Below are 18,504 nucleotides of genomic sequence, written 5' to 3'. Positions count from 1 at the left end.
TGGGCGCCGCATAGCCGCGGCGCCAGAATGTGTGGCGGCGTGAGAAGCCTTAGAACTTCTCTTTGCCGGACAGGTAGCGCCATTGCCCCAGAGGCACCTTGCCAATGGACACGCCGCCGATACGGATGCGACGTATGCCCACGACCTTCAGGCCGACGGCCTGGCAGAACAGGGCGATCACGCCCGGTTGCGGGTTCTTCATGGCGAAGCGCAGACGGTTTTCGTTCTGCCAGCTGGCCTTGACCGGCGGCAGTTCCTTACCCTTGTAGGTCAGGCCGTGCTGCAGGCGATTGAGGCCATGCTCAACCATGTTGCCTTCGACTTCGACCACGTATTCCTGCTCGATCTTGCTGGAGTCGGCGGTGAGCTTGCGCAGGATCTTCCAGTCCTGGGTGAACACCAGCAAACCGCTGGCATTGGCCTGCAGGTCGGTGCTGGCGGTCAGGCGCTGGAAATGGCCCTTGAGCGGGCGCTTGCCGTAACGGTGCTCCTCGCTCAGGGTTTCGGCGCTGATGGTCGCCATGGCGCTTTCCACGTCCATGCCCGCGGGCACGTTGAGCAGGATGGTCACTGGCTCCGGCGCGGTGGCCTTGGCGTCCTTGTCCAGCTCGACTTTCTGGTCGGCGACTTTGAACTGCGGCTCGTCGACGACTTCGCCGTCGACGGTGACCCAGCCGCCCTCGATGAACAGCTCAGCCTCCCGACGGGAACAGCCGACGAGTTCGATGAGGCGTTTGGAGAGACGAATCGGGTCAGTCATGACAGGGCCGTAACAAAAAAGGGGTGGGCATTGTACCTGCCTGGCGCCGGTTAAGCCCGGTTCCATTTGTGGGAGTTGTGTCAGCCGTGGTGTGAGCGCTGCTGATTCTGCCGCAACCGCATATGCAACAGCGGATAGGGCTGCCCCATGCCATCGACCTCCGAACGCCCGATCACCTCGAAGCCCTGCTTGAAGTAAAACCCCAGGGCTTGCGGGTTCTGTTCGTTGACGTCCAGTTCATCGGCATTGAGGTTTTCCAGGGCGTAGCGCAGTAAGCGCTTGCCAAGGCCCTGGCCGCGGTGCGCCGGGTCGATGAAGAGCATCTCGATCTTGCCCGCCGCGACGCCGGCGAACCCGGTGATTCGCTGCTGCGGGTCTTTGGTGCAGATCAGCATCACCGCGTCGAGGTAGCGGGTCAGCACCAGGTTCTTCAACAGTTCGATGTAGCTGTCCGGCAGAAAATCGTGGGTAGCACGGACCGAGGCCTCCCAGACCCGGGTCAGTTCTTCGTAGTCGCTTTGTTTCGGTGTATGAATGACCGAATGTTGGCGCATGCCAGCCTGCCCCTTGGGTTGTTGGAGATGAGAATCCGTTCCTCTCCAAACGATAGCCGTAAAAAAGCCCCGCATCTCGTCAAGAGAGCAGGGCTTTTCGTATTTTTTGCGTTTAGATCTGTTCAGCCCACAGGTCGTATTCGTCGGCGTCGGTCACTTTGCACCAGACTTTGTCGCCCGGCTTCAAGTTGCTGCCGTTGTCGATGAACACGTTGCCGTCGATTTCCGGGGCATCGAAGAAGCAGCGGCCGACCGCGCCTTGCTCGTCGACTTCATCGACCAGCACTTCGATTTCACGGCCGATGCGCATTTGCAGGCGCGCCGAGCTGATGGCCTGCTGGTGCGCCATGAAGCGCTCCCAACGGTCCTGCTTGACGTCGTCCGGGACGACTTCCAGGTCCAGGTCATTGGCCGGGGCGCCTTCTACCGGCGAGTACTGGAAGCAGCCGACGCGGTCGAGCTGGGCTTCGGTCAGCCAGTTCAGCAGGTACTGGAAGTCTTCTTCGGTCTCGCCGGGGAAGCCGACGATGAAGGTCGAGCGGATGATCAGGTCCGGGCAGATTTCGCGCCAGTTCTTGATCCGCGCCAGGGTCTTGTCTTCGAACGCCGGGCGTTTCATCGACTTGAGCACTTTCGGGCTGGCGTGCTGGAACGGGATGTCCAGGTACGGCAGGATCTTGCCGGCGGCCATCAGCGGGATCAGCTCGTCGACGTGCGGGTACGGGTAAACGTAGTGCAGGCGCACCCAGACACCGAGGGTGCTGAGGGCTTCGCAGAGTTCGGTCATGCGGGTTTTCACCGGCGCGCCGTTCCAGAAGCCGGTGCGGTACTTCACATCGACGCCGTAGGCGCTGGTGTCCTGGGAGATCACCAGCAACTCCTTGACGCCGGACTTGACCAGGCGCTGGGCCTCGTCGAGTACGTCACCGACCGGACGGCTGACCAGCTTGCCACGCATCGATGGAATGATGCAGAAGCTGCAGCTGTGGTTGCAGCCTTCGGAAATCTTCAAGTAGGCATAGTGGCGCGGGGTCAGCTTGATGCCTTGTGGCGGCACCAGGTCGATCAGCGGGTTGTGATCCTGGCGCGGCGGCACGACTTCGTGCACGGCGTTGACCACTTGCTCGTACTGCTGCGGACCGGTCACGGCCAGCACGCTCGGGTGCACGTTGCGGATGTTGCCTTCTTCGACGCCCATGCAGCCGGTGACGATGACCTTGCCGTTTTCCTTGATGGCTTCGCCGATCACTTCCAGGGACTCGGCCTTGGCCGAATCGATGAAGCCGCAGGTGTTGACCACCACGACGTCGGCGTCCTGATAGGTGGACACGACGTCATAGCCTTCCATGCGCAGCTGGGTCAGGATGCGCTCGGAGTCGACCAGTGCTTTGGGGCAACCCAGGGATACGAAGCCAACTTTAGGATTGGCCGGCGCAGGAGTGGTGGACATGTCTAACCTCGGTATTTGTGACGCCTCCAGCCGAAGACGGCAAGGCGACAGACGGGCGCCATGTTGCGCCTCTGGTCAAAAAGTGCGCAATTCTATCGATGGCGGACGCAGTTGACCAGCTTTATGCAGGGAAATACGACGAGTGCTGCGCTATGCTTCGCGCCGTTGGGCTTTACCGATTTTTTACAGTCAACGAAACGTCTGTAACAGCAAGTAAAACAGCGCATGCTGCGTGACAAAGCATAGTGCTTCTTCATAGAAGCCCAGGTCTGGGTAGTAGGAGTGGTGGATGGGTCAGGCAAGTAGTCAGGCTGAGGGTGCCGGTCACTCGGCGGCCAAGCCTATTGGCATGCTGGTCGCGGCGGTCGGGGTGGTTTATGGCGATATCGGCACGAGCCCGCTGTACACCCTCAAGGAAGTGTTTTCGGGGGGCTATGGCGTACCGGTCAACCATGATGGCGTGCTGGGCATTCTGGCACTGATCTTCTGGTCGCTGATCTGGGTCGTGTCGATCAAGTACATGATGTTTGTCCTGCGCGCCGACAACCAGGGCGAAGGCGGGATCATGGCCTTGACCGCGCTCGCCCGGCGGGCGGCGGCAGGGCATGCGAAATTGCGCACGCTGCTGGTGGTCTGCGGGCTGATCGGTGCGGCGTTGTTTTATGGCGACAGCATGATCACCCCGGCGATTTCCGTACTCTCGGCCATTGAGGGCCTGGGGCTGGCCTTCGACGGCATCGACCACTGGGTGGTGCCGCTGTCGCTGGTGGTGCTGGTAGGGCTGTTCCTGATCCAGCGTCACGGCACCGCGCGCATCGGCATCCTGTTCGGGCCGATCATGGTCACCTGGTTCGTGGTGCTCGGGGCATTGGGTGTCCATGGGATCATCCAGCACCCAGAAGTGCTGCAGGCGATGAACCCGGCGTGGGGCGTGCGCTTCTTCGTCGTGCACCCGGGCATGGGCGTTGCGATCCTTGGCGCGGTAGTGCTGGCATTGACCGGTGCCGAGGCGCTGTATGCCGACATGGGCCACTTCGGCCGCAAGCCGATTGCCCGTGCCTGGTTCATCCTGGTGCTGCCGGCGCTGGTGCTCAATTATTTCGGCCAGGGGGCGCTGCTACTGGGCGATCCGGAAGCCGCACGTAACCCGTTTTACCTGCTGGCGCCAAGCTGGGCGCTGATTCCGCTGGTGGCGCTGTCGACCCTGGCCACGGTGATCGCTTCCCAGGCGGTGATTTCCGGGGCGTTCTCCCTGACCCGCCAGGCGATCCAGCTCGGCTACATACCGCGCATGCACATCCAACACACCTCCAGCGCCGAGCAGGGCCAGATCTACATCGGCGCGGTGAACTGGGCGCTGATGGTCGGCGTGGTGCTCCTGGTGCTGGGTTTCGAATCCTCCGGTGCCCTGGCCTCGGCCTACGGCGTGGCGGTGACCGGGACCATGCTGATGACCAGTATCCTGGTGTCGGCGGTGATACTGCTGTTGTGGAAGTGGCCACCGGTGCTGGCGGTGCCTGTCCTGTTGGGCTTCCTGCTGGTGGACGGAGTGTACTTCGCCGCCAACGTGCCGAAGATCGTCCAGGGTGGTGCGTTCCCGGTGATTGCCGGTATCGCGCTGTTCGTGTTGATGACCACCTGGAAGCGCGGCAAGCAGCTGCTTGTGGAGCGAATCGACGAGGGTGGCCTGCCGCTGGAGATTTTCATCAGCAGCATCGCCGTGCAGCCGCCGCACCGCGTGCAGGGCACGGCGGTGTTCCTCACCGCGCGCCCGGACGCCGTGCCCCACGCGCTGTTGCACAACCTGCTGCATAACCAGGTGCTGCACGAACAGGTGGTGCTGCTGACGGTGGTCTACGAAGATATCCCGCGCGTGCCGGCGAGCCGACGCTTTGAGGTTGAATCCTACGGCGAAGGCTTCTTCCGGGTGATCCTGCATTTCGGTTTCACCGACGAGCCGGACGTGCCGAAAGCGCTGAAACTGTGTCATCTCGATGAGCTGGACTTCAGCCCGATGCGCACCACGTACTTCCTCAGTCGCGAGACGGTCATCGCCTCCAAGCTCGAAGGCATGGCCCGCTGGCGCGAGGGGTTGTTCGCGTTCATGTTGCAGAACGCCAACGGCAATTTGCGCTTCTTCAATTTGCCGCTGAACCGGGTGATTGAACTGGGGACGCAGGTAGAAATGTAAGCCGATAAAAAAGCCCCCGTTGCCTTGCGGCAGCGGGGGCTTTTTTGTGTACATTGCCTGAAGGCGACAACGATCCAGAATGTGGGAGCGGGCTTGCTCGCGAAGACGGACTGACAATCGACAGTGATGTCGCCTGACCCACCGCTTTCGCGAGCAAGCCCGCTCCCACATTTGGATTTCTGGTGCTTGCAGGAATGAAAAAGCCCCCGCAACCGAACGGCAGCGGGGGCTTTTTTGTGCGGCTCAGATCACTCTTGAGCTTCTGTTTGCTGCGCTTGCCGCTTCTCGATCACATCCACCAACCGCTGGGCCAGGGCCGGGTAGTTTTCATCGAAGTGGTGACCACCGGGCAACTTGATCGCTTCGCCCACCGCGCTCTTGTCGGTGCAGCCGCTTTCGTCGACTTCTTCCTCACCGTAGATGCACACCACTTTGGCGGCGGGCAACTTGGCCATTTCCGGGCCGGTGGCGGCTTCCTTGCCGGCGTTGCCGAGCCAACCCTCGACTTCGATTTCGAAGCTGCCGGTGCGGGCGAAGGCCAACAGGATAATGGCGTCGACGCGCTGCTGCTCGGACTCTGCCAGGCGGTTGTAGATCGCCGGCAGCACATCGGCGCCGAACGAGTAACCGGTCAGGATGAAGCGCTTGGTGCCCCATTTCTGCCGGTAGTGCTGCATCAGCTCGGCGAGGTCCAGGGCGCTTTGCTCGGGGCTCTTGTGCTGCCAGTAGTAGCGCAGGGTGTCGATGCCGACCACGGGGTAGCCGATCTTGGCCATCTCGCCCGCGACGTCGCGGTCGAGGTCGCGCCAGCCGCCATCGCCCGACAGGAACAGGGTAACCGTATCCTTGGCCTGGCCGGCGGGCACTTCCACCACCGGGATCTGCAGGCCACCGGCGTCCTTGTCGCCACCGACCAGCAGTTTGCGCAGTTCGTTGTTCAACACTTGCGGCAGGTTGATGTCGTAGTCGCTGATGCTGGTTTCGGCGTTGGGCTGGTCTCGCACGAAACCGGCGCTGGTGTCGTCCGGGTTGTCGTTCCACGCCACCAGCCAGTGGCCATGAGCAGCGCTCTTTGGCAGCAGGTGGGTGCAGCCGGGTTTTTCCAGCGCCAGGTCCACCGACACGGCCTGGGCGTTGTCGTTCTTCTGCTCGGACAGCCAGCGCCAGGCCAGCACCGCGCCTGGGCCTATGCCGCTGACCAGCGTGGCCGGGCCCTTCAGTTCCCGCAGGCCCGACTGCAGGGCACGGCTTTGCAGCAGGCAGTCCTTGGGCAGGATCACCTGGACAATCTGCGCCGAACCGCTGCGACTCAGGGTCAGCAATTGCTTGTCGCTGAGCTTCTGGTCTTCGTTGACCGCCACCAGTACCTGGGCTTTTGCCGTGGTGCCGGGGATGACCCGGGTCATGGCCGCGCCGCCGGCAGCGGGTAATTGTTCGAGGGTCGGTTCCGGGGCCGGGCGTTTGAGGTACCAGTAGCCACCACCGAGAATCAGGGCCACCACTACCAGGGTGCCCAGTACATAGCGCAGGGAGCGTTGAATCATCAGCGTTTCACCAATCCAGTCAAGCCACCCGCGATCAGGGCGGCAGTGTCGGCCAAGGCAACCAGCGGATCGAGTCCGGCGGGCACGGCCATATAACGGGGTTCCCAGTCAGGCTGGAACTTGTCTTTGAAGCGGCGCAAGCCTTGGAAGTTGTAGAGCTGCTCACCACGGCGGAATACCATCGAGCCCAGGCGCTGGGTCAAGGGTGCACCGCGACGGGGCTGCAGCCCCGACAATGGCACCATGCCCAGACTGAAACGCGCGTATCCGTGACTCTTATAGTGTTGGATCAGGCCGACCATCATGAACTCCATGGTCAGCTTGGGGGCGTCCGGGTGTGCGCGCATCAGGTCGAGGCTGGCCAGGTCATGGCCGTAGGTCTCGAGCAGGTTGGCGAACGCCACCGGGCGTCCTTCGAAACGGATCACTGCAATGCGGAAGTGCTTAAGGTAATCGTCGCTGAAACGGCCGAGGGAGAAGCCTTTCTCGCGCACGTTCTTGCCGGTCAGCCAGGCATCGGAGATGACCTTGAGCTCATCCATTGGCGCTTGTCCTGGTTCATGGATTTCCAGCGACAAGCCATCGCGGGTTCCACGGTTCCAGGTGTAACGCAGGTCCTTCATCTCCTTGCCCTTGGCCTCAAGGTCAAAGCGCACGAGATCGACCCTGGCTTCTTCGCCCAGTTTGATCGCGGTCAGGCCGATGTCCATGTAGTACGGCAGGTTTTCCGCGCGCACTTGATAGAACACGGGGCGGGCGTGATGGATATCGCACAGGTCGCGGAACTGCCAGATCATTTCCGCCCGTTGCTGGCCCGGGCCGATCGGGTCATACAGCGCCACGAGGCTGCGGCCGCGACGGGCGTACATCAGGAACGCCTCATCGTTGGGGTGGAATAGCAGTGCCTTGTCGCCGGTCAGGGCCAGGCCGCCATCCGGTTGCGCGGATGCCATGAGGATCTTGCTTGCGCGGGCAAGCTCATCGGGTGTGGGCAGGTGGATCACCGGGCGTGCGGTGCGCAGCAACCAGGTCAGCGAAACCACCACCAGCAGGACCGCCGCGCCGAGTAGCGAGCGCAAGCCACGGGGGGCATCGGCATCGAGGGTGAACTGCCACCAGAGTTGATGGCTGTACGGAACGTCCTGGTAAGCGAACAGCAGCAGCCACATCGAGGCGCCGAGTACGCACACGCTGGCCACCAGGTACAGGGGTGAAAACGGCAGCTCGGTCAGGCGGCTGGGGCGATAGAACGAGCGGCGGAAAACCCCCAGCAGGCTCGCCGTCAGCACCATCAGCGTGGCTTCCTCCCAGTCGAAGCCCTTGAGCAGGGAGAGCAGGGCGCCGACCAGCAGCAGAATGGTGGTCAGCATCCACGCCGCCGACAGGCGACGACGCAGGCCCTGGGCCAGCAACAGGCACAACACGCCGATCAGGCTGGCGCCAAAGTGCGAGGCGTCGACCAGGCGGTGCGGGATCAGAAAGCCGATATGTTCAAGGCGCGTGTCGATTTCCGGGGTCGCGCCGGAGAACAGCAAGACAACACCGGACAGGAACACCAGCAGCGCCAATATAGGCGCGGCCAAGCCGGAAGCCGCGCGCAGGGTCTGGCGCGTCTGGAACAAGCGCTGGCCTTCGCTGATCAGCAGGAACAGGCAGGCCACCAGCATCGGCAGCACCACATAGATCAGGCGATAGAGCAGCAGGGCGGCGGCCAGTGGAGCAGCGCCGAGTGTGTCGGAGAAGGCCGCGAGCAGGATCGCCTCGAACACGCCGACGCCGCCCGGCACATGGCTGAGTACGCCAGCGGCCAGGGCCAGCAGGTACACCAGAAGAAAGGCGCCGAACGGCGGTGCTTCCGGCAGCAACAGATAGAGCACGGTGGCGGCGGCGGCCACGTCCAGCGCGGTAATGATCAGTTGCAGGAAAGTCAGGCGGCGCCCGGGCAGGCGCAGGGTGCGGCGGCCGATCTTGACCAGCAGGTTGTCGGCGTAAGGTTGTTCCGGCAGGCGACGGCGGTAGATACCGATGGCCAGTACCGTGAACAGCAGCAGCACAGCCGCCGCCAGGGTGCCCAGCAAGACTTGCGAAAGCCCCAGGGCGGCGGAGGCGTCGGGCAAGTCGCTGAGTGTCGCCAGCGCGGCAAGCGGTGGCAGGGCGCAGCCGAGCGAGAGGCTGGCGAACAGCGTCATGCGTGCGACTTCAGTGGCCCCCAGGCCATGACGCGCATACAGGCGGTAGCGAACCGAGCCGCCGGACAGCATCGAAAGACCAATGGCATTGCCGATGGCAAAAGCGGTGAAGCCGCCCAGCGCCAGGGTTCGTGGTGCCAGGCTTACGCCGGCGTAGCGGCTGGCCGACCATTCGTAACCGAGCAAAATGATGAAGCCTGCGACGGTAGCGCCCAGCGCGCCCAGCAGTGCCGGTTGCGGAACCTCGAGGATCGAGTCGTGCAACGCGTCCAGGTCGAGTTCGCTCAACAAGTGACGACAGGCAATCAGCGCGATGGTGAACAACAGTAGGGTGACCGCCAGGCCGATGGGTTGGCGGTACTTGCTGATTCGATCAAGCAAGCGTAACCGCTGCGCCTTGATCGGCTGTGTCGCTGTGACGGTGTCTTGTGGATCAGACGAGTTGGCGCGCATCAATCACCTCTTGGATTGTGCGCGACAGGATGGGGGTATCCAGCCAAGTTACCAATCCCTGTAGAAAAAAATAATCACAAATATTAACGACTGGCACCCTGTCCCGGTGACAGTTCGTCGTCAGTCGTAGAGGGCTCATCCTGCGATTGAGCATAGTCGGAACCCAGCGAATCGGTGACCCGGAGGGCTCACTGCACAGTGACAGGTCATTGTTGCGAAAGGACTTTTTCAACAGATACAAAAAAGGCCACTCTTTCGAGTAGCCTTTTTTGATGTTTGGTTGCGGGAGCCGGATTTGAACCGACGACCTTCGGGTTATGAGCCCGACGAGCTACCAGACTGCTCCATCCCGCGTCTGTGTGGCGGCATTCTATAGAGAATCGCCGGGGTGTCAACCGTTAATCCCCAATTGAGTCAAATAAGTGTGAGAAAGCGCAAAGCACGGGGGAGGTGACATAAGTTGCGGAATCAAAACGATTTCTCATCGCCGCGTATTGCAAGTCACTGCGAGGCTTGGGCAGGCCGACGACAAAAACTGACACGCACAAAAAAGGCCACTCTTTCGAGTAGCCTTTTTTGATGTTTGGTTGCGGGAGCCGGATTTGAACCGACGACCTTCGGGTTATGAGCCCGACGAGCTACCAGACTGCTCCATCCCGCGTCTGTGTTGGCAATTCTATAGAAATACGCCAGGGTGTCAACCTGCTATTTCGATAAAACCTGTTCCTGTTCAATCGCTTAGCTGCCGATGGTGGTGTGCTGGAGGCCTGAGAGGCAGGCATGGCAAGGGCTGCGGCTCTATTGGGGGGCTCTTCTCGATTGAGAAAATAAATTTCTCACAGGTTTCCTACGAGTAAAAAAGAAGCAACAAGGTACTGGTGCTATATACAGTTGTCAGTGAGATACTGTTTTTCCTACACCGCGTGACGCTATTTCTACACCATGAACACCGCGTTGAAATGACCCAGCGAAAAATCATCCACGTCGATTGTGACTGTTTCTACGCCGCCATCGAGATGCGGGATGACCCGCGCCTGGCAGGAAAACCCTTGGCGGTCGGCGGGTCGGCGGACCGACGTGGGGTGATTGCCACCTGCAATTATGAAGCGCGGGCCTATGGCGTACGTTCAGCCATGTCCTCCGGGCATGCCCTGAAGCTGTGCCCGGACCTGACGATCGTCAAGCCGCGCATGGAAGCCTATAGGGAAGCGTCCAGGGAAATTCATACGATCTTTCGCGATTACACCGACATCATCGAGCCGCTTTCCCTGGATGAGGCCTACCTCGATGTGTCGGACAGCGCTCATTTTGGCGGCAGTGCGACGCGAATTGCCCAAGACATACGCCGACGCGTCTCTAATCAGTTGCACATCACCGTCTCCGCCGGGGTGGCGCCCAACAAGTTCCTGGCCAAGATCGCCAGCGACTGGAAAAAGCCCAACGGGTTGTTTGTCATTACCCCGAGTCAGGTCGAGGCGTTTGTCAGTGGCTTGCCAGTGAGCAAGCTGCACGGGGTCGGTAAAGTCACCGCCGAGAGACTGGGCAAGCTCGGCATCGTCGACTGCTCGCAACTGCGCGAATGGAACAAGTTGGCGCTGGTGCGCGAATTCGGCAGTTTTGGCGAGCGACTCTGGAGCCTGGCCCGGGGGATCGATGATCGCCTGGTGCATAACGACAGTCGCCGCCAGTCCATCAGTGTCGAAAACACCTACGACGTCGACTTGCCGGATCTGCGCAGTTGCCTGGACAAATTGCCGGAGCTGCTGGAGACCCTGGCCGGTCGCATGGCACGAATCGACAGCAGCTATCGGCCGGGCAAACCTTTCGTCAAAGTGAAGTTCCATGATTTCACCCAGACCACGCTGGAGCAGGCCGGGGCAGGGCGGGATCTGGGCAGTTATCAGCTGTTGCTGACCCAGGCGTTCAATCGAGGCGGTAAACCGGTGCGGTTGTTGGGGGTAGGGGTCAGGCTGGAGGATTTGCGGGGCGGGTTCGAGCAGATGGAGTTGTTTGAGCGTTGAAAATCAAAAGATCGCAACCTTCGGCAGCTCCTGCAGGGGCTGCGATCTTTTAACAGGCGCCTCAGTTCGGACGGGGATCCGCCGCCACCAGTCGCCCGGCATCCTTGGTCAGGGATTTGAGGAATTCGGCCTGCAACTCGGGGTCGTTGCGGGTCAGTTCGATCAGGCTCTGTTCCAGTTCGGTGGCTTCTTCTTCCAGGCCCAGCTCCGACAGGCGCTTGACCCGGTGAACCCACTGGCTCACTTCGTCATCTTCCAGGTCGTCGTAAATCAACCCATGGGCTTCGAGCAACTTGCCGCGCAAGGTGCTGCTCAGCGCCAGCGACGAATCGCTGTGCACTTCGTCCTTGGCGTCCTGGACGTTGATCTGCAGCTTGGTCAGGTGATTGAGGTCATGTTCGGCGAACGGGCTGTCCAGCAGGTTCAGGCGCAATACGCCGTTCTTGTCGGTGCTCAGCTCGAAGGTTTCCTTGCCGGCCTTGACTTCGACTGGGCGCTCGCTCCAGGGCAGGCTCGAATACTCCGTGCGCTTGTCGAGCTGGACTTCATCGATACCGGCCAGGTTCTGCTGAGCGCGTCCATGGGACTGCACGTTCATGAACGGGTTGAGCCCGGCGAAGCCGTAGCTGAACCAGTCCTTGGTCATGCTGTCCGGCAGATTGCCCAGGGCGAACACGTTGGCCACATTGGCGCCGACACCGGCCACCACCGCGACCGCGCCCAGCGGGATCTCGTAGACCTCCCGCCAGGGTTGGTACGGGGTGTAGCGATCGTAATGGCGGGTGACCTCGAACTCGGTGACTTCAAAAGTCTTCTGCTCGTGGATTTTCACCCGACGTTGCGGCAGCTCAAGCACCTTGGGCTCGCCAACATCGATCTGCAGGCTATGGTCGAGCAGTTTTCGCTCGACTCGTTCCTCGTGCTCGCTGCGTTGTGACATGTGGTTGGCACAGCCGCTGACCAGCAGGGTGCCGCACAGGGCGGCACCACCGAGGCCTAAGGTGTTTCGCTTGAACATGACGTCTCTATCTGGTTTCAGCGGCGGATACGGGCCTGAAGGAAAGGCAGTACGTCAGCGACGGGCAGCGCTTGCGGCTCGGCCTCGGTACGGCTCTTGTATTCCAGGTTGCCTTCGGCGAGGCCGCGGTCGCTGACCACGATCCGGTGAGGAATGCCAATCAGCTCCATGTCCGCGAACTTGATGCCCGGGCTGGTTTTCTTGTCGCGGTCATCCAGCAGTACTTCGAAGCCGGCAGCAGTCAGTTCGGCATACAGCTTGTCGGTGGCTTCGCGAACCAGTTCGGTTTCGTAGCGCAGTGGCACCAGGGCAACCTGGAAGGGGGCCAGGGTGTCGCTCCAGATGATGCCTTTGTCGTCGTTGTTCTGCTCGATGGCAGCCGCGACCACGCGGGAGACGCCGATGCCATAGCAGCCCATTTCCAGGGTCACCGGCTTGCCGTTCTCGCCCAGCACTTCGCACTTCATCGCCTTGCTGTACTTGTTGCCCAGCTGGAAGATGTGCCCGACTTCGATGCCGCGCTTGATTTCCAGGGTGCCCTTGCCGTCGGGGCTAGGGTCGCCGGTGACCACGTTACGCAGGTCGGCCACGGTCGGTACTGGCAGGTCGCGCTCCCAGTTCACGCCGAAGTAGTGCTTGTCGTCGATGTTGGCACCGATGCCGAAGTCACTCATCAGCTCGACGGAACGGTCGATGATGATTGGCAGTGGCAGGTTCAACGGGCCCAGGGAGCCGGCGCCGGCGCCAATGGCGTCACGCAGCTCGGCATCGCTGGCCATGACCAGCGGGCTGGCCACGCCTGGCTGGTTCGCCGCCTTGATTTCGTTGAGTTCGTGGTCGCCACGGATGATCAGGGCGATCAACTTGCCTTCTTCCTCGGCATGCACGATCAGGGTCTTGATGGTCTTTTCGATCGGCAGGTTGAAGCCTTCGACCAGTTGCGCAATGGTCTTGGCGTTCGGGGTGTCGACCAGACGCAGTTCTTCGGTCGGCGCCGCGCGCGAGGTCTCGCGTGGCACGGCTTCGGCCTTCTCGATGTTCGCCGCGTAGTCGGAACCGTTGCTGAAAACGATATCGTCTTCGCCGGACTCGGCCAGCACGTGGAACTCGTGGGAACCGGCGCCGCCGATGGAGCCGTTGTCGGCTTCTACAGGGCGGAACTTCAGGCCCAGGCGGGTGAACACATTGCAGTACGCCTGGTGCATGCGGTCGTACGTAACCTGCAGCGAAGGCTGGTCAGCGTGGAACGAATAGGCGTCCTTCATGATGAATTCGCGGCCGCGCATCAAACCGAAGCGTGGACGGATCTCATCACGGAATTTGGTCTGGATCTGATACAGGTTGATCGGCAGCTGCTTGTAGCTGCTCAATTCGTTGCGCATCAGGTCGGTGATGACTTCTTCATGGGTCGGGCCGGCGCAGAAGTCGCGACCGTGGCGATCCTTGAAGCGCAGCAATTCAGGGCCGTACTCTTCCCAGCGCCCGGATTCCTGCCACAGCTCAGCCGGTTGAGTGCTTGGCATCAACACTTCCAGCGAACCGGCGGCATTCATTTCTTCGCGAACGACGGCTTCGACCTTGCGCATCACTCGCAAGCCCATCGGCAGCCAGGTGTACAGGCCCGAGGCGAGTTTGCGGATCATGCCGGCGCGCAGCATCAGCTGATGGCTGATCACGACCGCGTCGGAAGGCGTTTCTTTCTGTGTGGCAAGCAAAAATTGACTGGTGCGCATGGTTGGCCGTTATCGATTGCTGATGACGAGAAATGACGGAGCATTGTACGGGCGAGTTCCGCTGGCGTACAGGCGTGCGGTCGGTGCGGTGGCAGGAGGACGGAATTGCTTCCGTCCTCTGTAGGATTTCTGCGATTGTTTCCTAGGATTCTTCCACAACCTGGGTCGGAACCGGTTCCGGCGTCGGTGTAGGACCTGCGCGACGGTTCTCCTGGAACCAGTGCAGGGCGATCAGCAGCAGCGTCGGAACCCCCAGCAGGGCGGTGATCAGGAAGAAGTTGTGGTAACCGAATTTCTCGACCATGACGCCTGAATAACCGCCGATGAGGCGCGGCAGCAAGAGCATGATCGAGCTGAGCAGGGCGTATTGGGTGGCGGAGAACTTGAGGTTGGTCAGGCTCGACAGGTAGGCGACGAACGCCGAGGTCGCCAGGCCCGAACTGAAGTTGTCCAGGGAAATGGTGAGGATCAGCATGTTCAGGTTGGCGCCCATGTCAGCGAGCATCAGGAACAATATATTGGTGCCCGCCGACGCTACGCCGCCAATGAACAGGATTGGCAGGATGCCAAAGCGCACGATCAACAGGCCGCCCATGCCGGCGCCTACCAGGGTCATGATCAGGCCAAAGATCTTGCTGACGCTGGCGATCTGATCCTTGGTGAAACCCTGGTCGATGTAGAACACGTTGGCCATGACGCCCATGACCGTATCGGACATCCGGTAGGTCGCGATCAGCCCCAGCAGCAGTAGCGCTTGCCAGCGATAGCGCAGGATGAAGTCGTTGACCGGCGTCAGCACCGGCGCCAACCCCCGGCGCCCGATGGCCGAGAGGCACAGGGCAGTGAGCGTGGTGTAGAGGATCGCGCGCAGGAACGCGCGGTCTTCAAGCAGCAGGTCGAGCAGGCTCACGCCTTCGAACAGCACGCTGGCGAAGTCGGTGTTGTAGAGCTGGGTAAACATCGCTGGTACGGAGACCAGTAGCACGATCAGGACGAACACCGAAGCCAGTTGATGCGCAAAACTGTAGCGTCCGGCCTGCAGTTGCGTACGCAGGGGTACCGAAGGTTCGCGCATGACGAAAGAGGTAAGCAGCGCCGGGACCATCAGGGCACCGAACAACAGGTAAGTGCCGGCCCAGGCCGAATGCTTGTAGTTGAACCCGGTGGAGCCGAAGCCCTCGGCAAAGAACAGTGCGCCGGCCGTGGCCAGCAGTGCCGCGATGCGGTAGCCAGACATATAACTGGCGGCAAGCGCCGCCTGGCGACTGTCGTCGGCGATTTCCAGGCGGTAGGCGTCCACCGCAATGTCTTGCGTTGCCGAGGCGAACGCGACGACCACCGCGATGGCGATCAGCCAGGACAAATGCTTTTGCGGGTCACAAAAACCCATGCCGACCAGGCCGAGAATGACCAGCCCTTGCGACAGCACCAGCCAGGAACGTCGTCGGCCGAGTTTGCCGAGCAGCGGAAGGCGCCACTGGTCGAGCAGGGGGGACCAGACCCATTTGAAGGCATAAGCCAGGCCGATCAGGCTCGCATAGCCGATGGTTTCGCGCGCCACACCGGCTTCACGCAACCAGACCGAAAGCGTCGAGAACACCAGCATGTAGGGCAGGCCGGCGGCGAAACCCAGCAGTAACAGTACGAGCGTCGAAGGGCTGGCATAGGCAGCAAGCGCGGCGCGCCAGGTTTTACGGGGCATGGGCTGGAGTCTGCCTCAAGAAATACGGAAACAAAGCGCGCACTCTAACCGCTGTGCTCTACCGGGCGCCACCCATGGCGCTGAATATCAACACGATTATTCTGGATACTGATGCCCTCCATGCGCAATCGCGCACGTTGTTCGTCCCCGGAAGCACTGCCTGCGGGCAGGCTCAGGCGCCCGCCGGCACCGAGCACGCGGTGCCAGGGCAATTTGCTGTCGCCGGGCAGTTGGCTCAGTGTCCTGCCGACCCAGCGAGCGGCGCGTCCCAGTCCCGCCAGTTCGGCGAGTTGACCATAACTCACGACCTTGCCTTCGGGTACTTGCGCGAGTGTCAGGTAGAGCGCCGTGCGTCGGATTTGCGCGGCACTGTCGGGTTGTTCGGTTGGCTCGATCACGTTCGCAGTTCCTGAAGTCGTTCGCAGTACCGTCTGTAGAGTAAAGGCTGGATCGCCAATTGAGAAATGAACTCATTAGAAATAGTCGGGTCAGTCCTTGCTAGGGTCTTATTCCTGCGAATAATGCCGACTTTTTTTCGCGAACCTGAGCCTGTATTTGCTTATGTTGTCCAGAACGTTGCTATGCCTCGCTGTTGTCAGTGCTTCCACTCCCTTGCTCGCAGATACCGTCTGGTTGAAGAACGGTGACAAGCTGAGCGGCAAGATCATCCTGTTCGATGGCGGCAAGTTGCTCGTCCAGACTGAATATGCGGGAGCGGTCCCGATCGACTGGAAGCAGGTCAAGACCCTGGAAAGCGATCAGGAGTTGCTGGTCAAGCAGGACGCCTACACCGGCGAGAAGGCCAAGTCGCTGCATGCGGCAGAGGATGGCAAGGTCACCCTGGAAAACGGTGAGGCGCCCAAGACGGTCGAGCTGGCGAGTGTCCAGCAAATCCTCAAGCCCAAGCCGGTGGTCGAAGACCTGGTGTGGAAAGGCAATATCGATGCGGCGCTCGACTATCAGCGGGCTGACAAGGATACCGACGATTACGACATCGATTTCAAGACTACGGCACGCCATGGTCGGTGGCGGCATACCGCAGAAGGCGAGTACAACCGCGAATTCCAGGATGACGTGGTCACTACGGATAATTGGCGCGCAGAGTACTCCCTCGATCGCTTCCTGACGGAAAAATGGTTCTGGCAAGGTCGCCTGGTGTACAAGCGTGACAAGGTCGAAGACCTTTCCCGTCAGCGTACTGTCGGCACCGGTCCTGGTTATCAGTTCTGGGATAACGAGCTGGGGGCATTCTCCCTGGGCTCGCTGGTCAACCGCACGGATTATCAATTCAGCGATGGCAGCAAAGAGAACTTCTATTCTGTCGCGATGAAGTGGGACTACAACCGTTACCTGATTGGCAAGAAAGTCGAATTCTTCACCAATGGCGAGGTGGGCAAGCCGTTGTCGGGCGTGGCCGAATACGCGTTGGATGCCGAGATGGGCTTGCGTTACAAGGTGACAGACTGGGCATCGCTGAACCTCAAGGCTGAGCGGGACATTATCGACGGCACCGATGATGCTGACCTGGACAAGACCCGATACACGGCCGGATTTGGCGTGACCTGGTAAACGCAAAAAGATCGCAACCTTCGGCAGCTTCTACAGGGTGTACATCAATCCTCTGTTGGAGCTGTAGAAGGTTGCGATCTTTTTTGCCCGACAAAAAAAACAGGCGGGCACAAAAAAGCCCCGCTGTTGAGGGCGGGGCTTTTTACTAAAGCAAGTACAAGTTAGATAACTTGAACTTCTTCAGCTTGCATGCCTTTCTGACCGCGGGTAGCGATGAAAGAAACCTGTTGGCCTTCTTTCAGGCTTTTGAAGCCGTCGGATTGGATAGCTTTGAAGTGAACGAACAGGTCGTCACCGGATTGTGGAGTGATGAAGCCGAAGCCTTTTTCATCGTTGAACCACTTAACGGTACCGGTTTGGCGATTAGACATGGTGTAACTCCTTGAACAAAGATAACTGCGACTCAGGAAAAACCCTGGCCGAGACTGAGTGCAAAGAGCAGGAAAAATTCTTGTAGATGGTTGGATCGAAATTCAACATATCGTGTAGAGATTCTCAGTGACACAAGCAGCACAGTGACGCCACCTTAACCCTTTTTCCGGAACGTGCCAATGCTTCTTGCGAAGGTTTCTCTGTTTTAAGGATCGACGGTGTGTCGGTTCGTCGCCAATGCAGGTAATTCCTGGATGTCTGGCGAGGAATTGCAGCGCGGACTTTGAACCCGGCGGCGCGCCCGGTAAGATGCCGGACAGATTTTTTCCACCTCGCTATTCAGGACACCCGCCATGAGCATCAAATCGGACAAGTGGATTCGCCGCATGGCGCAGGAACACGGCATGATCGACCCTTTCGTCGAGCGCCAGGTGCGTGGCAGCGACGATAGCCGGGTGATCTCCTACGGCGTGTCCAGCTACGGCTACGATGTGCGTTGCACCAATCACTTCAAGGTGTTCACCAACATCAATTCGGCGATCGTCGACCCGAAAAACTTCGATGCCGGCAGCTTCGTCGACATCCACAGTGACGTGTGCATCATTCCGCCGAACTCCTTCGCGCTGGCCAGCACTGTCGAATACTTCCGCATTCCGCGCAATGTATTGACCATTTGCCTGGGTAAGAGCACCTATGCGCGTTGCGGCATCATCGTCAACGTCACGCCGCTCGAGCCTGAGTGGGAAGGCCACGTGACCCTGGAGTTTTCCAACACCACCAATCTGCCGGCGAAAATCTACGCCAACGAAGGCGTGGCGCAGATGCTGTTCCTTGAATCGGACGAAGAGTGCGAAGTGTCCTACAAGGACCGTGGCGGCAAATACCAGGGCCAGCGCGGCGTCACTCTGCCGCGTACCTGAGTCAGCCGTCTGACGAACCGTGGGAATT

14 protein-coding genes and 2 tRNA genes are annotated in these 18,504 nt (G+C 60.4%); 4 read left to right on the top strand and 12 right to left on the bottom strand.

The window, feature by feature from the left end:
* Positions 1–49 precede the first annotated feature (49 nt).
* From NQL71_RS08535 to rimO, 3 genes are all read right to left on the bottom strand, one after another.
* Complete coding sequence (locus tag NQL71_RS08535; protein WP_046816550.1) at positions 50–760, bottom strand: rRNA pseudouridine synthase; 711 nt, start codon at positions 758–760, stop codon at positions 50–52.
* An 80-nt stretch (positions 761–840) separates the two neighbouring features.
* A complete protein-coding gene (locus tag NQL71_RS08530; RefSeq protein WP_046816551.1) occupies positions 841–1,314 on the bottom strand; it encodes a GNAT family N-acetyltransferase in 474 nt (157 codons plus the stop codon).
* Positions 1,315–1,426: 112 nt separating this feature from the next.
* Positions 1,427–2,764, bottom strand: a complete 1,338-nt coding sequence (rimO, locus tag NQL71_RS08525) for a 30S ribosomal protein S12 methylthiotransferase RimO (RefSeq protein ID WP_008052161.1) — start codon at positions 2,762–2,764, stop codon at positions 1,427–1,429.
* 289 nt (positions 2,765–3,053) lie between these two features.
* On the opposite strand from rimO, the gene NQL71_RS08520 reads away from it, so the two are divergent.
* Positions 3,054–4,955 (top strand): potassium transporter Kup, encoded by a 1,902-nt coding sequence (locus tag NQL71_RS08520; protein ID WP_046816552.1) that lies wholly within the window; start codon positions 3,054–3,056, stop codon positions 4,953–4,955.
* 248 nt (positions 4,956–5,203) lie between these two features.
* Here NQL71_RS08520 and NQL71_RS08515 read toward each other — a convergent pair whose 3' ends face one another.
* From NQL71_RS08515 to NQL71_RS08500, 4 genes are all read right to left on the bottom strand, one after another.
* The gene (locus tag NQL71_RS08515) at positions 5,204–6,499 is read right to left on the bottom strand and encodes a virulence factor family protein (protein WP_077184411.1); all 1,296 of its coding nucleotides are present in this window, start codon (positions 6,497–6,499) and stop codon (positions 5,204–5,206) included.
* Positions 6,499–9,141, bottom strand: coding sequence for a bifunctional lysylphosphatidylglycerol flippase/synthetase MprF (gene mprF, locus NQL71_RS08510; RefSeq protein WP_046816554.1), 2,643 nt, complete (start codon positions 9,139–9,141; stop codon positions 6,499–6,501). The genes NQL71_RS08515 and mprF overlap by 1 nt, the downstream gene beginning before the upstream one ends.
* A 277-nt stretch (positions 9,142–9,418) precedes the next feature.
* Positions 9,419–9,495, bottom strand: a tRNA-Met gene (locus NQL71_RS08505).
* Positions 9,496–9,725: 230 nt separating this feature from the next.
* Positions 9,726–9,802, bottom strand: a tRNA-Met gene (locus NQL71_RS08500).
* A 298-nt stretch (positions 9,803–10,100) separates the two neighbouring features.
* On the opposite strand from NQL71_RS08500, the gene dinB reads away from it, so the two are divergent.
* The gene (gene dinB, locus NQL71_RS08495; RefSeq protein WP_248686063.1) at positions 10,101–11,162 is read left to right on the top strand and encodes a DNA polymerase IV; all 1,062 of its coding nucleotides are present in this window, start codon (positions 10,101–10,103) and stop codon (positions 11,160–11,162) included.
* Positions 11,163–11,223: 61 nt separating this feature from the next.
* Here the strand turns inward: dinB and NQL71_RS08490 are convergent, their stop codons facing one another.
* The 4 genes from NQL71_RS08490 to NQL71_RS08475 all read right to left on the bottom strand — a co-directional run bounded on the left by NQL71_RS08490 (position 11,224) and on the right by NQL71_RS08475 (position 16,040).
* A complete protein-coding gene (locus NQL71_RS08490; protein WP_046816556.1) occupies positions 11,224–12,180 on the bottom strand; it encodes a hypothetical protein in 957 nt (318 codons plus the stop codon).
* 17 nt (positions 12,181–12,197) lie between these two features.
* Positions 12,198–13,913 (bottom strand): proline--tRNA ligase, encoded by a 1,716-nt coding sequence (locus NQL71_RS08485; RefSeq protein WP_077184405.1) that lies wholly within the window; start codon positions 13,911–13,913, stop codon positions 12,198–12,200.
* Between the two features lie 142 nt (positions 13,914–14,055).
* A complete protein-coding gene (locus NQL71_RS08480) occupies positions 14,056–15,615 on the bottom strand; it encodes an AmpG family muropeptide MFS transporter (protein ID WP_046816558.1) in 1,560 nt (519 codons plus the stop codon).
* Between the two features lie 44 nt (positions 15,616–15,659).
* Complete coding sequence (locus NQL71_RS08475; RefSeq protein ID WP_178134187.1) at positions 15,660–16,040, bottom strand: MGMT family protein; 381 nt, start codon at positions 16,038–16,040, stop codon at positions 15,660–15,662.
* 136 nt (positions 16,041–16,176) lie between these two features.
* Here NQL71_RS08475 and NQL71_RS08470 point away from each other — a divergent pair, with 136 nt between their 5' ends.
* Complete coding sequence (locus tag NQL71_RS08470) at positions 16,177–17,184, top strand: DUF481 domain-containing protein (RefSeq protein ID WP_046816560.1); 1,008 nt, start codon at positions 16,177–16,179, stop codon at positions 17,182–17,184.
* A gap of 161 nt (positions 17,185–17,345) precedes the next feature.
* Here the strand turns inward: NQL71_RS08470 and NQL71_RS08465 are convergent, their stop codons facing one another.
* Positions 17,346–17,555 carry a cold-shock protein gene (locus NQL71_RS08465; RefSeq protein ID WP_002554837.1) on the bottom strand — a complete coding sequence of 70 codons (210 nt, stop codon included), beginning with the start codon at positions 17,553–17,555 and terminating at the stop codon, positions 17,346–17,348.
* A 354-nt stretch (positions 17,556–17,909) separates the two neighbouring features.
* On the opposite strand from NQL71_RS08465, the gene dcd reads away from it, so the two are divergent.
* On the top strand, positions 17,910–18,476 hold the full coding sequence (gene dcd / locus NQL71_RS08460; protein WP_046816561.1) for a dCTP deaminase: 567 nt from the start codon (positions 17,910–17,912) through the stop codon (positions 18,474–18,476).
* Positions 18,477–18,504 lie beyond the last annotated feature (28 nt).

It is taken from the genome of Pseudomonas serbica (genome assembly GCF_028823535.1).
Taxonomy (GTDB): domain Bacteria; phylum Pseudomonadota; class Gammaproteobacteria; order Pseudomonadales; family Pseudomonadaceae; genus Aquipseudomonas; species Aquipseudomonas serbica.
The sequence above is the reverse complement of the archived record's forward strand: the minus strand, read 5'-3'. Positions and strand labels throughout refer to the sequence as shown.

Excerpts from the sequence above, each read along its gene's own strand:
- NQL71_RS08535 (WP_046816550.1), bottom strand. The coding sequence starts at position 760 with ATGACTGACCCGATTCGTCTCTCCAAACGCCTCATCGAACTCGTCGGC.
- NQL71_RS08530 (WP_046816551.1), bottom strand. The coding sequence starts at position 1,314 with ATGCGCCAACATTCGGTCATTCATACACCGAAACAAAGCGACTACGAA.
- rimO (WP_008052161.1), bottom strand. The coding sequence starts at position 2,764 with ATGTCCACCACTCCTGCGCCGGCCAATCCTAAAGTTGGCTTCGTATCC.
- NQL71_RS08520 (WP_046816552.1), top strand. The coding sequence starts at position 3,054 with ATGGGTCAGGCAAGTAGTCAGGCTGAGGGTGCCGGTCACTCGGCGGCC.
- NQL71_RS08515 (WP_077184411.1), bottom strand. The coding sequence starts at position 6,499 with ATGATTCAACGCTCCCTGCGCTATGTACTGGGCACCCTGGTAGTGGTG.
- mprF (WP_046816554.1), bottom strand. The coding sequence starts at position 9,141 with ATGCGCGCCAACTCGTCTGATCCACAAGACACCGTCACAGCGACACAG.
- dinB (WP_248686063.1), top strand. The coding sequence starts at position 10,101 with ATGACCCAGCGAAAAATCATCCACGTCGATTGTGACTGTTTCTACGCC.
- NQL71_RS08490 (WP_046816556.1), bottom strand. The coding sequence starts at position 12,180 with ATGTTCAAGCGAAACACCTTAGGCCTCGGTGGTGCCGCCCTGTGCGGC.
- NQL71_RS08485 (WP_077184405.1), bottom strand. The coding sequence starts at position 13,913 with ATGCGCACCAGTCAATTTTTGCTTGCCACACAGAAAGAAACGCCTTCC.
- NQL71_RS08480 (WP_046816558.1), bottom strand. The coding sequence starts at position 15,615 with ATGCCCCGTAAAACCTGGCGCGCCGCGCTTGCTGCCTATGCCAGCCCT.
- NQL71_RS08470 (WP_046816560.1), top strand. The coding sequence starts at position 16,177 with ATGTTGTCCAGAACGTTGCTATGCCTCGCTGTTGTCAGTGCTTCCACT.
- NQL71_RS08465 (WP_002554837.1), bottom strand. The coding sequence starts at position 17,555 with ATGTCTAATCGCCAAACCGGTACCGTTAAGTGGTTCAACGATGAAAAA.
- dcd (WP_046816561.1), top strand. The coding sequence starts at position 17,910 with ATGAGCATCAAATCGGACAAGTGGATTCGCCGCATGGCGCAGGAACAC.